This window comes from Clostridium estertheticum, from assembly GCF_018861295.1.
GTDB classification, from domain to species: Bacteria; Bacillota; Clostridia; order Clostridiales; family Clostridiaceae; genus Clostridium_AD; species Clostridium_AD estertheticum_D.
This window is the reverse complement of sequence record NZ_JAHLDM010000001.1, coordinates 1-15,040: the sequence shown is the minus strand read 5'-3', so window position 1 is coordinate 15,040 and position 15,040 is coordinate 1. Positions and strand designations below refer to the sequence as shown.

Below are 15,040 nucleotides of genomic sequence, written 5' to 3'. Positions count from 1 at the left end.
CAAACTTGTAATATCCCTTACTATAATCTAGATTACTCTTAAGCAGACTTACACGTAAGTTTGCTTAAAAATAAGTTTGCTTAAGAGTAAGCCAAATCACATGTAAGTTCAGTCGCTTGTAAGTTTTATGTATATCTACTAAATATATCACAAAAACAGATTTTTTCCTAGGATTTAAACGTTTCATGGCATTAAATATTAAGTTTTTTAAATTATATTTATAGTCTTCCCATATTAACCAAATTCTAGTTTATTAATACGAATTTTAATTGAATTTCCATTGAAATTTCTTATTTGAATCCATATAAGAGAATTTTTATACCTATCTCCAATACACCATATCAATTACTCTCTGACATTTTAATGCATCATCAAAATCAGCAGCTATGCTTTGAGATGAATTATCATAAATCTTATTTGCAAAGTTTATAAGTGACGCTGTATGACAATTTTGGAAATATCCCAAAGAATTTCTTTTATCCGCATAAAATTTTAATAAGTTATCCCCTGCTGCTACATTTTTTATCTCTGTTGAATTACTTTCATAACTATATACTTCAATTTCATAAGGATTGTTAAAATTAATCTTTATGCTACCATGGCTTCCATAAACTACGTAATCATCTGTTTGTTCTCTCTCAGTAAATACTCTTGAAACCTCAAGGCTTCCAATTACACCATTTTTCAATGTAAATTCACAATTTGTAATTTCATCTACTTCTGATCTTTCTTTAAAGAAAATTCTAGATTTTGCATCCACTCCTTCTATATCTCCCATAGTAAATTGTATCATGTCAATCAAATGGACACCTAAATCGAGTAATGCACCACCACCAGAATTTTTTCCAGTTCTCCAGGTATCCTTTTTCTTTTCATTTAAATAACTATCATGATAAGTTCTCACTTTAAAATCTATAATCTTGCCTATTGTCTCTTTTTCAAGTTCTATTTTTAGTAATGACAAAGCTGGCATAAATCTATAAACTAGAGCTACAGAATTTTTTATATTATTTCCCTTAACAAGGCTTGCCATTTCTATCGCGTCTTTAAGATTTGTAGCTAGGGGTTTTTCGCAGTAAATAGCTTTGCCATATTTTACTGCCTTTACCACATTGTCAAAATGGACATTATTTGGTGTACATATGTCAATAAAATCAACCTCTTCATCCTTAAGTACCTCTTCAATGTCTGTAACATTTATAACGCCACTAATAGGAAGAATCATAGGATCCCTAGTTACAATGTATTTTAAATTTAACTCATAAGGAAGTGAAAATCTTAAATTAGCATCATAAACTGCTAATGAATGTGTTTTAGCTATCCCACCAAATCCTATCATTGCAAAATTTATTTTTTTCATAAATTTATACCTCGCTTTCATGTTAATATCACAAAAAAAGATTACCACTAACCATATTTATTTACTATAATTTTAGATTAGCTCTACATTCATCTTTTCTAATACCGAGCAAATTTTATCATCTGGAGTCTCATCTACAATGATAACATCTACATCAGAGATTTCTGCAAATTTATAAGTTGCATCATAATAAAACTTCTTGTTTTCTATCACTAAATACACTTTTTTACCTGAACTAATAATAGCTTTTTTTGTGTTCCCATCTTCAACATCATAGGTTGTAATACTTTTATCAAACATATTAACTCCACAACTACCTATAAAGGCTCTATTTACCTTGTGCTTTAATATACACTCAATAGCTGACGATCCTACGAAACCATTCACTTCTTTATTAAAGACTCCACCAGTGCCTATTACGCCCACATGATCACATTTTGAAAATGTTCTAATAATATCAATCATGTTAGTTATAACTAGGAGCTCTTTATTGCCTTTTGCAATTTTCTCTGCAATTAATATATTTATGGATGATATATCTAAAAAAATTGTTTCTCCAGACTTTATAAGTTCAAAAGCCTTTTCTGCAATTTTTATTTTACCTTCTAAATTAATATTTACTCGTCTCAAAATATCATCATGTGGTGCAAACTGCCTATTTAGTACCCCTCCGCCATATGTTCTTTTAATAATTCCCTGTTTTTCCAAAGTTTTTAAATCTTTTCTTATACAATCCTCTGTTACATTAAACCTTTTACTTAGTTCCTTTACAACTACCTTTTGATTTTCATTTAACAGCTGGATGATTTTCTCGGACCTCTCCTGTGCAAACATAGTATCCCACCTTACCCCATTAATCATTCATTCTTTAGTATAAATTTTTCTCCCCTTAAAAAAATCCCCTTACGTAACCTTACTTTTTTAGAAACTCTTTTAATACCTCTACAATTAAGTTGTGTTCTACCATTTGCTCAGCACCTGATGAAGTAATAGTACCTACTACCCCCACATTCTTAATAATTATAGGGAATGCACCTCCATGTGCGCTATATTCCTTGTCTGATATAAAATACTTTTCATCAATTGCTTTGTCTGTAATTTTTAGCTTGGTTCCAATGTACAAAGAACTGGTCCAAAATCTATTAACAACCCTATTTTTTCTAATAATCCAAGCATCATTATCTGGCGTTGTTCCCTCAAATGCATAGTGAAATATTTGATGCCCACCCTTTGTAATATCAATTGTTAAAGACAAATTTTCTGCTCTTGCTTTTTCAATTAACTTAATTCCTATTTTTAGTGCTGTCTCACTTGTGAACTCAGTAAATTGCAACATTTCCTCTTGCTTTTCTATATCCCTTAGCATTTTTTCATAATCTTCCATAATGTTTCTCCCCTCTTAGCTTTTTACGTTAATTATTATCTTTAATACTATTTTAGCACCTAAACTAGCAATAATTTATTTGTAATTACATATTGAAATTCTATTAATTTCATTATACAATAGGAATAAACAATAAACAATAATAACAAACAATAAATTGTTAGTTGTTTTTGCAATCACTCTTAAGAACGCTCAGGCAAGTCCAAATGCTTATAAGAGTCTAGTAGTAAGGGTTACAGGTTACATTGCATTTTTTATAGAACTCAGCCGTGATATTCAAGATAATATTATAAGAAGAACTGAACATACTTTATATTAGGAAGTGATTATCTGATCTTTAAATAATGGCCTAAAAGTAGTTATTAGTGGTTAATTATTAACAATTCACAAAATATAAAATGAGGTGCTAAAATGAAAAAAATATTATTAACCGGCGGAAATGGTTTCTTTTGTACAAGATTTGCTACCAAATATAGAAACACTTATGAAATACTCTCAGCAAGTTCATCTATGCTTGATGTCACTGATGAATCTAATGTTACTGAAACCATTAAAAAATTTAAGCCTGACTACGTTATTCATGCAGCTGCTATCGCAAGCACGGAATTTTGCGACAAAAATCCTGAGTTAGCCTATAAAATTAATGTTACAGGAGCAATCAATGTTGCAAAAGCCTGCAAAGAATTCAAAGCAAAAATGATATTTCTTAGCTCTGAGCAAGTTTTTAATGGAAATGTTGAACCTGGTCCATATTCAGAAGATGTTACCCCGTGCCCAAGCACCGTGTACGGTGAAAATAAACTAGAAGCTGAAGGAATACTTAAACAAACATTAGATGAACTTTGGATTTTAAGATTTACTTGGCTCTTCGGTCTTCCAGAACGAAATTGTAGTATGTCACCCAATATACTTTGGGATACCTTATCTAGTATTTTAAAAGGTAAAAAAATAAAGGCTAGCCCAAATGAATATAGAGGGTTAACCTATGTTTATGAAGTAATTGATCAATTTCCACAAATATTTAATCTTCCTTATGATACCTATCACATTGGTAGCCAAAACAGTTTAAACCGTTATTATATATGTTCTTTAATATTAAAAGAAGTTGGTTTAGAACATAGAATAGATGAATTATTAGAAAAAGACTACGGTAAATATAAAAATCATTCGCGTGATATAAGGTTATGTACAGATAAAATTAAGAATTATAATATAAATTTTTCAGAATCAAGCGATGGAATTAAAAAATGCTTAAAAGAATTCAGATTAAAATTATAATAAATGACAGATAAATATGTTATACTATTTACATACTGCATTTTATGGTATACAGAAAACATTTACAAATTTTACATTATAGGTACAGTTATCACGACTTTAACGATCGATTCTTATGAAATCAGAATCTTCCTTATATTTTATGATATCAGGAAAGTTATAAGTGATGAATAAGCATTTAAATTTTAGGAGGCTATATTAATGGAAAAAACAGTTAAAATATTAAATGAACAAGGGTTACACGCAAGACCAGCTTCTATCTTTGTAAAAACTGCAAGCAAATTTAAGTCTACTGTTAGTATCGTACATGGTACTGGAGTTGCAAATGCAAAATCTATAATAAACATAATGAGTTTAGGACTTAAAAAAGACGAAGAAATTAAAATCGTTACAGAAGGCGCAGATGAAAAAGAAGCTATGGCTGCTTTAGTAAGCCTTGTAGAAAATAAATTTGGCGAAGAATAGTCAAATTTATAATTTAAAATGCTGAAGTAAATAAGCATTGATTATCTATTACTACTCAGATATTTTATGAATTAATATCTGAGTAGTAATATTTTTTTGAAATTAAATTAATTTTTATTAGTTAATAAAAATTAAAAGGAAATTGATATGTGCTAAGTGCGTGGTAATTATTCATTAGCATAAAAGATTGCCTCATAATATGCATCTGGCAACCACTTTTCATCTAATTCTAGTTGTTTAGAAATTTTTGATACCTCATCCCATCGGCCTTCTTCATAATTTATAATTAAATCAAGTAATTTTCTACAATCATTATTACTACACCCTTCTAAAGCACCCTTAACTTCAATTGGTAACAATAATTCCTCAAGTATTTGCTCTAGTGGTACATCCAAAAGTAAATCCACCATAGAAAATAGACCTATCATATAAGCATTAAATGAATTAGCACCTTTTCTAATTTTACATGATATTAATTCTGAAAACCTTGCCCTTGTTAAGGATTCTATTACTATAATTTCTGGTTTATCCTCACCCATAGTTTTAAAAACTATTAAATATAACCACTTTTTTATTTCTTTTTCCCCAAGTAATGACAATGCTTGTTTAATAGACTTTATTTTACTTCTAAAAACATAATTTGCTGAATTTATAAGTTTTAAAAGTTTAAACGATAATGATACATCTTTTTTTATTAACTCTTCTATTTTATCTATATCAAAACTACCACTATTAATTTCCTGTAATAACTTCATATAAACAATCTTATTTTCTGATATTCTTTTTCCTGAAACCATTCGTGGTCTACTAAAATAATAACCTTGGAAGTATGAATACCCAAACGAAACAGCTTCATTGAATTCTTCCATAGTTTCAACTTTTTCTGCTATAAAGTTTATATGGGTGGAGTTCACCTGTTCAATTACTTTTCTTCTCTCATGCCCTTTAGTTATTTTAAAATCCACTTTAATTATATCTGCTACCTCTATAAGTTTTATGTACTTGCTTGAATAAACAAAATCATCTAAGGCTATAAGATAACCTTGTTTTTTTAAATTTTTACATAACTCTACTATTTCCTCTGTAGGTTCTATATCCTCTAATATTTCAATTATTACCGTCTCTGGTGGCAAAACCATAAAAATATCTGATTTTAAAATATTTTCAGTAAAATTAATAAACGCTTTTTTACCTCCAGTTACTTCCTGAATTCCTATATTTACAAAACAGTTTTTTATAACTTCAACAGTTGCCTTATCTCCACTTTCTGCTTGGTATATGTTTTTTCCGCTATCTCTAAATAACAATTCATATCCAAGTAATTTATTGAATTTATCAAGAATTGGTTGTCTTGCTAAAAAAACATCCATACTACCCCTCCATTAAAATACATTTAAGATGTATTATGTTTATTATACATAATATTACACACATTTACAATATCGCATATAATATGCAATATATTTTGTTTATACTATTAATAATGCAAGCAAATTTTAAACTAATATAAATATTTTTAAACTAATATAAATGTTTTAAAATAATAATTAACCCCCGCCTTAATCAAGACGGGGGTTAATTATTATTTTAAGCTGTCATATATCTCAGATAAATTCGCTTCCATACTCTCAAGGTAACCTTTATTATCTTCACTGCTTTCTATTGTATATATCTTTTGTACCTTGGCCCCTACCTCTTTTGCAAGGGTTTTAGACACTCTAGGACTTGCAAGTTCCTCCATGAAAATAACTTTCACTCCATATTTTTTCGATAACTCGACTATTTTTTTTAGTTTTTGAGGAGTAGGCTCTCCTCCCGCGAATACATCTTCTACACTATTTTGCGTTAACCCAAACTCTCTGCACAAATACCCAAAGGCTGCATGACCTGTAACAAAATTCTTGTTTTTTATCCCTGCAAATTTTAAATTATATTCACTATAAAGTTTATCAAGTTTCTTTGAAAACTCTTCATAATTTTTCTCATAATACACTTTATTCTTTTTATCTGCTTTAACCATAGCATCTTTTATATTTTTAGTTTGAATTTTAGCGTCTTTTAAGCTAAGCCATATATGCGGATCAAATTGTCCATGTTCCTGAACTTCATCACCCTGGCTTTTTATTGGATTTATTCCAAGTGACGAATCAACAACAACTAAATTCTTATTATCTATAGCACTTAGAGTTTTAGAGACCCATGTTTCCATTCCAAATCCAGAATATACAAACAAATCAGCATCACTTATACTTTTCATATCCTTTATTTTTGGTTCAAAATCATGTGGCTCAACGCCTTCTGGCACTACTGTTTTTACTTGTACTTTATCTTTACCCACAGCCTCTGCAAACTCTTTCAATGGATTAAAAGACACAACTACCTGTAGCTTTGACTTATCACTTTTAAGAGTCCCCGTAGCTTCTTCTTTGGTATTAAGTGTAGACTTTGAGCATCCAACTAGTGTAAATATAATACATGTTAAAAGCATCATACTAATAATTTTTTTCAATGTTTTTTCACTCCTTAAATCATTTCCTTCAATTTACTTATAAATATTAAAAGCCCCTAAAGGCGCTTTTTAGTTATTGCAAATCATTTGCATTTCATCTTATAATATACTCAAGTATTTGTACCTTGTCAATAGTTTAATTATTCCCATTATTTCATGTTATAACTTATGCCTCATCATTCTTATGTAGCATACAAAAAGAGTACGTATTATTACAATACATACTCTTTTCCATAACTAAACATAAATCATAAAACTTAGCCTTATTATATTTCCATTATTATTGGTATAATTATAGGTCTTCTCTTAGTTTTTATATATAAGAATTGGCCTAAAGCATTCCTAATACTAGATTTTATTACTGCCCATTCTTTAATTTTATTACCTAAGCACTGTTCTAATTCTTTTCGTACAATATCTCTAGCCTCATTAATAAGTTCATTAGATTCTTTCATGTATACGAATCCTCTAGTTATTATGTCTGGCCCTGCTACAATGCTATAAGACTCTCTTTCTATAGTAACTACCACAGTAAGGATACCCTCTTCAGCTAAGTGCTTTCTATCACGAAGCACAATGTTCCCAACATCTCCAACTCCAAGCCCATCTACCATTATAGCTCCCGTTTGAATTCTTCCAGCTATTCTACATTCGCTTGGGGCTACTTCTAATATCTGTCCAGTTTCTGCTATAAAAATATTATCAGGACTCATTCCTAATTTTTCTGCAAGTAGCGCATGTTGTTTTAGATGTCTATATTCACCATGTACTGGCATAAAATATTTAGGTCTTACTAATGCGTGCATTAATTTTAATTCCTCTTGACATGCATGCCCTGAAACATGAATCTCCTCTGTAGGATTGTATATTACATTAGCTCCCTTTTTAAAGAGTTCATTTATAACATTGTATATGAACTTTTCGTTTCCTGGGATAGGAGATGCAGATAAAATAATCAAATCACCCTTTTGTATCTGAATACTTCTATGAGTAGATGCTGCCATCCTAGTTAACGCAGCTAGTGGCTCACCTTGACTACCTGTAGTTACTATTGTTACCTTATCATCAGGATAGTTATGAAGATCTGCTACAGTAACTATAGCCTCAGCTGGTATATGCAAATATCCTAGATCCATAGCTATTTCAGATATTCTTTCCATACTTCTTCCGCTAAATGCTATTTTTCTTCCGTAGAAAATTGAAGCATTTGCAATTTGCTGTATTCTATGGATATTTGATGCGAATGACGCTACTATAATTCTACCTTCAGCTTTATAGAAAATTTTCTTTAAATTTTCTCCAATTACTTTCTCAGATATAGTAAAACCAGGACGCTCTACATTAGTACTATCAGCCATGAGTAATAAAACCCCTTGACCGCCTAATTTTGCAAATCTCTCTAAATCTATAACTTCTCCATCTATTGGAGTATAATCTATCTTAAAATCTCCTGTGTGTATAATTCTTCCAATAGGAGTGTGTATACAAAGAGAGCATGCATCCGCTATACTATGGCTAACTCTTATGAATTCTACACTAATTTTATCAAGCTTAACTATATCCCCAGCTTTTATTACATTTAGTGTACAATCTGCGAGTATTCCATGTTCTTGTAACTTATTCTCTACAAGTCCTAGTGTTAGGCATGTTCCATACACTGGTACATTCATCTGTTTTAAAACATAAGGTAATGCTCCTATATGGTCTTCATGACCATGAGTTAGGAAAATCCCTTTTACTCTATCTTTATTTTCCAAAAGATATGTTATATCTGGAATAACCAAATCTACTCCGTACATATCTACATCTGGAAACGAAATTCCACAATCTATAACAATAATTTCCTCTTTATATTCTATTGCAGTAATGTTTTTCCCAATTTCTCCAAGTCCACCTATTGGGATAACTCTGATTTTGTTTTTACCCTTACTTCTATAATTATTATTCACTATTTCCCCGATTTCTAAATATTAGGCATTCTATCCATCCAATATTTTCGTTCTGTTTACTAAACAAAATGGTAGTATCACAGAATATAATTACTTAGGTCAGTACCGCTTACTACAATTAACATTAATCTTTTAGCCGCGGAGCTGCTCATCTTCTAAAGATGCATTAACCACTTCACAAGGAGCTTTAAATTTCCACCCATAAAATGAGATACTTCCTTATGAAACTTCGTTAATTTACTATTCCAAGTGTTTTTTTCCTATTAACTAACCATAAATCAGGTTTTCACCTACCTTTTCTTTTATATTTTTATTACAATTACTTTATAATGATTTATTTTTGTGAGAGAATAGTTTGTATTGCCGATATCCAAATCTATTTCACCTATTGTCATTGTTTCATCCTCTTAATATTTTCAATAGTCTCAGCTTTCTCTAGCTTTTCACTATTTCCAATATTTACAGCCATTTTTTCTTTTCCCCTTTCTCCTTTCTTATAAAATTTTTGAATGTTTTTAATGAATTTATATTTTAAAGTGCTGCCTTTTTAAAACACCACTCTCTTTATACATATATTTTTATACTATTATTCATATTTTAAAACTACTCACTGTATGAGTTCTTTATAATTCCCTAATAACTACATTCTATACCAATGCATTATACTAATCCAATGTAATTATACCATATTATATTTGATTATAATATAAAAAAGGTTAAGAATAATCGCAATAGATTAAAATATCACATTATTCAAACTTAAATTATCGTTTTATTTCTATATTTATACTGTACAAGAATAGTAAACATATACAAACGTTACTTATCGTATAAAAAAATAACTAGCATATTCACTAGTTATTTTAGAAAATACTTTATGAAATTTAGCACTATTCTAAGTTAGCTACTTTCTTATTTAAAATAATTCTCTTTGTAAATAGTCCACCATGCTTAAGATAATGTAAAACATATTCATTATCATAAACATTATGTATTTCTAATTTTATTATTCCTTTTGTTTTTAGGACTAATTTCACTTTATTAAATTCATCAATTTCAGCTTTTTCAGTTAGCATAGTATAGACAAGTTTTTGTGAATACATAGCCCAAGTTTCTAATAATTCATCAAGTGGTGAGTTTACATCTATATTCATTTATTTCCTCCTTGTATAATATAAGTAATATTACTATATTTACTTCATACTTTTTCTTGTACATTCCTATTATATATAATTCATTATATATAATCAACTTACATTATAAATACGGCTGATATATTTCACTATATTTGTTCCTAAACACTACGAATTATTATACTCACTTATAATCATTGCCACTTTTTAGAAAATAAAACAATTATTTTTTTATATAGATTATTTCACTTTATCATTTTCTAGCACAAATCAGTAAAATAAGTTATTACCACTCTTTTGCTTCCATACTCAAAAAAATCAATCTATGATTTCAATTAAAATCATAAATTGATTTAAGCTTTAAAACATTTATGCTATTTATTATAATGAAGTATCAGTTGTTTTTCTTTCATTAAACCAAAGCAGTGACCATACAAGCACTGGTAAAAATGAAAGAATCAAATACAACATACCAAACTTATTCCCCAGTATCCCAAATCCTGCTGATAAGCCCAAAAACAACATAGTACAACTCATTTTATAGTCATGAAAATTGTGAATTACAATACTTAATAATTTATTCTTCTTCACTGATAACACCTCCAATTTATTTTATATATTAAAATCATTGTTATTCTTTTTAAAGGTTTATTTATCTAAACTAAAGAATAACTATTTATTATGAATAATATAAGTCAATGGATATCTAATTTCATTAAAACTCTTTTTTATTATAAATGTGGATTGATACTGTTAGAGAAATCATAAATAAAATCAAGCCTGTTATTAGAACTACAGAATTTATAGTTAAACTAGAAGTGTTGTTTATAAATAAATTAACCTTATGAACAAAAACATTATTAGGATTTTCAATAACATAACTAATACCATTCATTGGTACTATAAAAATTATTATAAACAATATAGTGTTAAATATTCTCATTTTTATGGCCCCAAATTTAAAATATAACGGAAAAAATATAGCGCTAAATATACCTATAGATGCAAAAACTGAACCAATATCAAATAAAGAAATTGATACATTATATATTGAAAGTCCAGTAGCCTTTCCTATTAGCCCAATTAATATAGCATAAGTAATTTGTATTATCGCAAATACAAAAATTGATATATATTTTGCTATAACAACATCCTCTCTATTAAGTGGTAAACTATTTAATACGATTTCACTGTTGTTTTTGTCATCATAGTTTACTGCATTAATTATATGCATATAGGTATTTAATATAGGAGCTAAAACATATAAGCCTAAATCACTAGGATTAGCTGAATAAAAACAAATTGATATAACTATGGTATAAAAAAAAGTAAATAATAAGGTCTTTTTTTGAATAAGAATATCCTTTATTATTAGATTCACCATTAAATATTCCCCCTAACTGTATATACCATAATGTCTTCAAGAGAAGCCTTTTCAATAATGCCTCTGCCTTTAAATATCTCCCTTGCTTTAGTAATATCCTTTGTTAGAGCCTCAAACCCAAAACTATTTTCTTTTATGCTTACAAATTCTCTCCTAATATCATTGTCTAAAAGTTCTTTACTCCCTTTAACCATTCCATAATTTTCAATAATTTCATCCTTAGTCCTTGAGAAAACTAATTTTCCTTTATTAATAAAAGTAATATAATCAGCTATCTTTTCAAGGTCAGTAGTTATGTGGGTTGAAAAGAATATACTTACATTTTCATCTTGAATTACATTATACAAAATATCTATAAGTTCACTTCTGAATACTGGATCTAGTCCAGAAGTAGGTTCATCCATTATAATAAGCTCTGCATTATGGCAAAGAGCTAATGCTAGAGAAAATTTCATTTTCATTCCTTTTGATAAATTTTTAATTTTATTCTTTTTAGGCAGTTCAAATTCTTTTATATACTTTTCAAACAAAGTATCATTCCAACTTTTATAGAAAGGTCGAAGAATGTTTTTCATTTCTATGATGTTTAATTCTTCATAAAAATAATTTTCGTCATAAACAAATCCGATTTTCTGCTTAATCTCTTTATTATGCTTTATATTATCTAATCCAAAAATATTTATATCTCCACTATTTTTTTTAATAAGATTCATTATAAGTTTTATAGTGGTACTCTTACCTGAACCATTTGGACCTATAAACCCCATTATAGAACCTCTTTCAACATTAAAAGTTAAATTGTCTAGAGTGAAATCATTATAAGACTTATTTAAATTTTTTATTTCTAAAATGTTATCCATGTTTGTTCCCCCTTAATTAGTTCAAAACTAAAAATTTAATTATGTATTAATTTTCTTCGGTATATAGTATTGCTAACATACCTTGTAACTCTTCTAAACTTAAATTTAAAAACTTACTTTCAGATACAACACCAGCTAGGTTTTCTTCTATAGTTTTTAATCTTTTTTCTCTTATTAGATCTTTGTTTTGACATGATACATATGAACCTTTTCCAGGAACAGTCTCTATAAAACCTTCTTTTTCAAGTTCTTCATAAGCTCGCTTAGTTGTTATAACACTTATAAGAAGCTCTTTTGCTAAACTCCTTATAGAAGGTAATGCATCCCCCTGCGCTAATTCTTCTTTCATAATGGCAGTTTTAATTTGTGTCACTATTTGTTCATAAATTGGATCTTGCGATGAATTCGAAATTATAATATTCATAATTCGCTCCTTTGTAGCTACTGTATATAATCAGTATATACGCAGCAGTATTTAATGTCAACATTATTTTAACTTTTTCAATATTTATCACAAATAAAAAAAAGCCCCACATTTAGCCTATTATGACTTAATGTGAGGCTTGTCCCTATCTAGTTTAACCTAAGCTTTTCTATAAACATAAGAAACCAAGATGAGAAACTTTTTTATTAACGTACAATAAAAAATTTATTTGCTCATTGCTTCTTGTACTGCAACTGCAACTGCAACTGAAGCACCAACCATAGGATTGTTTCCCATACCGATAAGTCCCATCATTTCTACATGAGCTGGAACAGATGAAGATAAACCGTTGGTATCACTAACTTTAGATAAGTTTTTATTGAAAAGCAGGTCATGTTATATTACTTTCATTATACCCTATTCTGGGAAATAGTCAACATAATATTGTTAAATTGTTACTCAAAGTTTATTATAAACATAATAAACCTTATGTAATTAATTCTATTGTGCTCTATATCCAATCTAAGAGAGATTAAATTTATACGTGTAATTGCATTGCTTAGTTAGATTATATTTAATATGGCTAAATCTGTAGCTATGAATTCGATTGTGTGCTTTACAAAAAAAAAGAAAAAGGGACATCTAAGCAATTAAGCCTAAATGTCCTTTTAAATTATTTATCTGTTATTCCACTAGTTAGGGGATTGCTTAGAATTCCCATTGCTACTAGTATAGCAAGAACACTATTTGTTACTGCTGTATATGTAGCAGGAACAATAGCAACTCCAAAACCTGATAATACTAAAGGAACTAAAGCTATTATTGCTACCCACAAACTATAATTTTTAAATCTACTCTTATCAAATTTCATTTTAATAAAACCTCACTTTCATATTATATTAAAGCTATTAGCAAAGGTAATATAGTAATTAAAGCCACAAAAATTGAGCCATATAAAACCATCTTTCCTTTAGTTATCTCCATTTTATTTTTATTGTTAGACTCAATGCTCCCTAATTTATTTAAAATAATTTCTTGTCCATCAGCTATTTTATCGAATTTATCAGCATTTTTATCATCCGTTTTTGAAATACTTGCCAATAAATTTGAAAATTGATAATCTATTTTTGCATTGGTTTCTCTATCTAATTTTAATGTAAGTATTTGTTGTTGGTCTTGGCTCTTTTGCAAGTTTGCAAATTCTCGTGTCATAACCAAGTTATTTCTTTCTAAGATTACTACACGGCTAACTGTATCTTCTTGTTTGTCCATTATTTTATCTAAATTCTTAGTAATAGTATCAAATTGAATTTTATTTACTTTGCTATCCACACATGTATCCTCCATTTCTAAAACCTCCCTTGTATTGAGTATTTGACATTTATTGCTGAAGAGGTTTATAATTTAATTGTCCTCTAGGGGATTTAAAGTAGAGTTTCTAATTAACGTTGGGACTCTACTTTTTTATTGTTATACTGGTCTTCTTATATATAATACAAATAAATATATCGCTACCCATTTTTTGCCATTAGCAACTGCAATACTATTATTAATCATTACATTGCTACTATAATCTGTTAAAAATGGCTCTATACTACCTGCTCCTGAATAATGAGGTACAGGAAACCATTGAGAATAATCGGTACAACCCATACCTCCAATAATAGATTTAATTATATTTCCTGTTCCTGCCAAACTAGCAGAGGTTACTTTAAAAGCACCAACAGTAACATTAGGTACTAATACTACTTTTCTATATAGCTTTTCTCCACTAAACCATACTCCTACTTCTATTTCTTTATCAAGTGTATAATCATCTGAACCACCAATACTTGTACTACCACCACTAGTAGCATCTGCACCCTTTAAATTAGGAGTCGTTGTTGTTCCTACTGCATCGACAATAGATAATGTGTATTCTGTTGCTGTATTTGTTGCTACTGTTACTGTAGGAGAGAACCCACTATCACCTTTTGCTCCAGTTATACTTGTACCATCATTTCCCTTTTCACCTTGCAATAAAATAGGTTTATTAACTAAATCATTGTAATTTATTTTTCCATCATTATCAGGATCATAAACCGATTTAGCCATATCTCCTGAACCAGTTCCATCTAAACCATTTTTTCCATCTACACCATCAAAATAGTCAGTCCCTTTGATAGGAGTAATACCGTTAGTTCCATTAATTCCATTTTTACCGTCAAAATAGTCAGTCCCTTTGATAGGAGTAATACCGTTAGTTCCATTAATTCCATTTTTACCGTCAAAATAGTCAGTCCCTTTGAGTGGAG

At 29.1% G+C, this 15,040-nt stretch carries 17 protein-coding genes and 1 pseudogene; 3 read left to right on the top strand and 15 right to left on the bottom strand.

All coding sequences use genetic code 11. The features are described 5' to 3' along the window. Positions 1–322 precede the first annotated feature (322 nt). The 3 genes from KPL54_RS00090 to KPL54_RS00080 form a co-directional block, all read right to left on the bottom strand. Complete coding sequence (locus KPL54_RS00090; protein WP_216103666.1) at positions 323–1,360, bottom strand: Gfo/Idh/MocA family protein; 1,038 nt, start codon at positions 1,358–1,360, stop codon at positions 323–325. Positions 1,361–1,432: 72 nt separating this feature from the next. Further along, the gene (locus tag KPL54_RS00085; RefSeq protein WP_216103665.1) at positions 1,433–2,194 is read right to left on the bottom strand and encodes a DeoR/GlpR family DNA-binding transcription regulator; all 762 of its coding nucleotides are present in this window, start codon (positions 2,192–2,194) and stop codon (positions 1,433–1,435) included. Between the two features lie 79 nt (positions 2,195–2,273). After that, positions 2,274–2,744, bottom strand: coding sequence for a heme-degrading domain-containing protein (locus KPL54_RS00080; RefSeq protein ID WP_216103664.1), 471 nt, complete (start codon positions 2,742–2,744; stop codon positions 2,274–2,276). A gap of 157 nt (positions 2,745–2,901) precedes the next feature. Between KPL54_RS00080 and KPL54_RS26390 the strand changes: the two genes are divergently transcribed. The 3 genes from KPL54_RS26390 to KPL54_RS00065 all read left to right on the top strand — a co-directional run bounded on the left by KPL54_RS26390 (position 2,902) and on the right by KPL54_RS00065 (position 4,487). Beyond that, a complete protein-coding gene (locus KPL54_RS26390; RefSeq protein ID WP_268038688.1) occupies positions 2,902–3,063 on the top strand; it encodes a glycine radical domain-containing protein in 162 nt (53 codons plus the stop codon). A 92-nt stretch (positions 3,064–3,155) separates the two neighbouring features. Then, the gene (locus KPL54_RS00070) at positions 3,156–4,022 is read left to right on the top strand and encodes an SDR family oxidoreductase (RefSeq protein WP_216103663.1); all 867 of its coding nucleotides are present in this window, start codon (positions 3,156–3,158) and stop codon (positions 4,020–4,022) included. A gap of 201 nt (positions 4,023–4,223) precedes the next feature. Further along, entirely contained in the window at positions 4,224–4,487 is a 264-nt protein-coding gene (locus KPL54_RS00065; RefSeq protein ID WP_216103662.1) for an HPr family phosphocarrier protein, read from the top strand. Between the two features lie 167 nt (positions 4,488–4,654). Here KPL54_RS00065 and KPL54_RS00060 read toward each other — a convergent pair whose 3' ends face one another. The 12 genes and pseudogenes from KPL54_RS00060 to KPL54_RS00005 all read right to left on the bottom strand — a co-directional run. Further along, on the bottom strand, positions 4,655–5,857 hold the full coding sequence (locus KPL54_RS00060; RefSeq protein ID WP_216103661.1) for an EAL and HDOD domain-containing protein: 1,203 nt from the start codon (positions 5,855–5,857) through the stop codon (positions 4,655–4,657). Positions 5,858–6,069: 212 nt separating this feature from the next. Beyond that, positions 6,070–6,996 (bottom strand): metal ABC transporter substrate-binding protein, encoded by a 927-nt coding sequence (locus KPL54_RS00055; RefSeq protein ID WP_253203284.1) that lies wholly within the window; start codon positions 6,994–6,996, stop codon positions 6,070–6,072. 266 nt (positions 6,997–7,262) lie between these two features. Further along, positions 7,263–8,945 (bottom strand): ribonuclease J, encoded by a 1,683-nt coding sequence (locus tag KPL54_RS00050; RefSeq protein WP_375372967.1) that lies wholly within the window; start codon positions 8,943–8,945, stop codon positions 7,263–7,265. An 890-nt stretch (positions 8,946–9,835) separates the two neighbouring features. Beyond that, positions 9,836–10,099 carry a hypothetical protein gene (locus KPL54_RS00045; protein WP_216103660.1) on the bottom strand — a complete coding sequence of 88 codons (264 nt, stop codon included), beginning with the start codon at positions 10,097–10,099 and terminating at the stop codon, positions 9,836–9,838. Positions 10,100–10,459: 360 nt separating this feature from the next. Next, positions 10,460–10,669: a hypothetical protein gene (locus tag KPL54_RS00040; protein ID WP_216103659.1), complete on the bottom strand. Its 210-nt coding sequence runs from the start codon at positions 10,667–10,669 to the stop codon at positions 10,460–10,462. A gap of 124 nt (positions 10,670–10,793) precedes the next feature. Next, the gene (locus KPL54_RS00035; protein WP_216103658.1) at positions 10,794–11,462 is read right to left on the bottom strand and encodes an ABC-2 transporter permease; all 669 of its coding nucleotides are present in this window, start codon (positions 11,460–11,462) and stop codon (positions 10,794–10,796) included. After that, positions 11,462–12,322 carry an ABC transporter ATP-binding protein gene (locus KPL54_RS00030; protein WP_216103657.1) on the bottom strand — a complete coding sequence of 287 codons (861 nt, stop codon included), beginning with the start codon at positions 12,320–12,322 and terminating at the stop codon, positions 11,462–11,464. The genes KPL54_RS00035 and KPL54_RS00030 overlap by 1 nt, the downstream gene beginning before the upstream one ends. A 46-nt stretch (positions 12,323–12,368) precedes the next feature. After that, positions 12,369–12,746 carry a GntR family transcriptional regulator gene (locus KPL54_RS00025; RefSeq protein ID WP_216103656.1) on the bottom strand — a complete coding sequence of 126 codons (378 nt, stop codon included), beginning with the start codon at positions 12,744–12,746 and terminating at the stop codon, positions 12,369–12,371. A gap of 225 nt (positions 12,747–12,971) precedes the next feature. Beyond that, positions 12,972–13,088: pseudogene (locus KPL54_RS00020) on the bottom strand (GGGtGRT protein); the annotation flags it as partial. A gap of 331 nt (positions 13,089–13,419) precedes the next feature. Continuing rightward, positions 13,420–13,617, bottom strand: a complete 198-nt coding sequence (locus KPL54_RS00015) for a phage holin (protein WP_216103655.1) — start codon at positions 13,615–13,617, stop codon at positions 13,420–13,422. Positions 13,618–13,640: 23 nt separating this feature from the next. After that, on the bottom strand, positions 13,641–14,093 hold the full coding sequence (locus KPL54_RS00010; protein ID WP_216103654.1) for a hypothetical protein: 453 nt from the start codon (positions 14,091–14,093) through the stop codon (positions 13,641–13,643). 123 nt (positions 14,094–14,216) lie between these two features. Beyond that, on the bottom strand, positions 14,217–15,040 hold an 824-nt coding region (locus KPL54_RS00005), incomplete at its 5' end, for a hypothetical protein (RefSeq protein WP_216103653.1).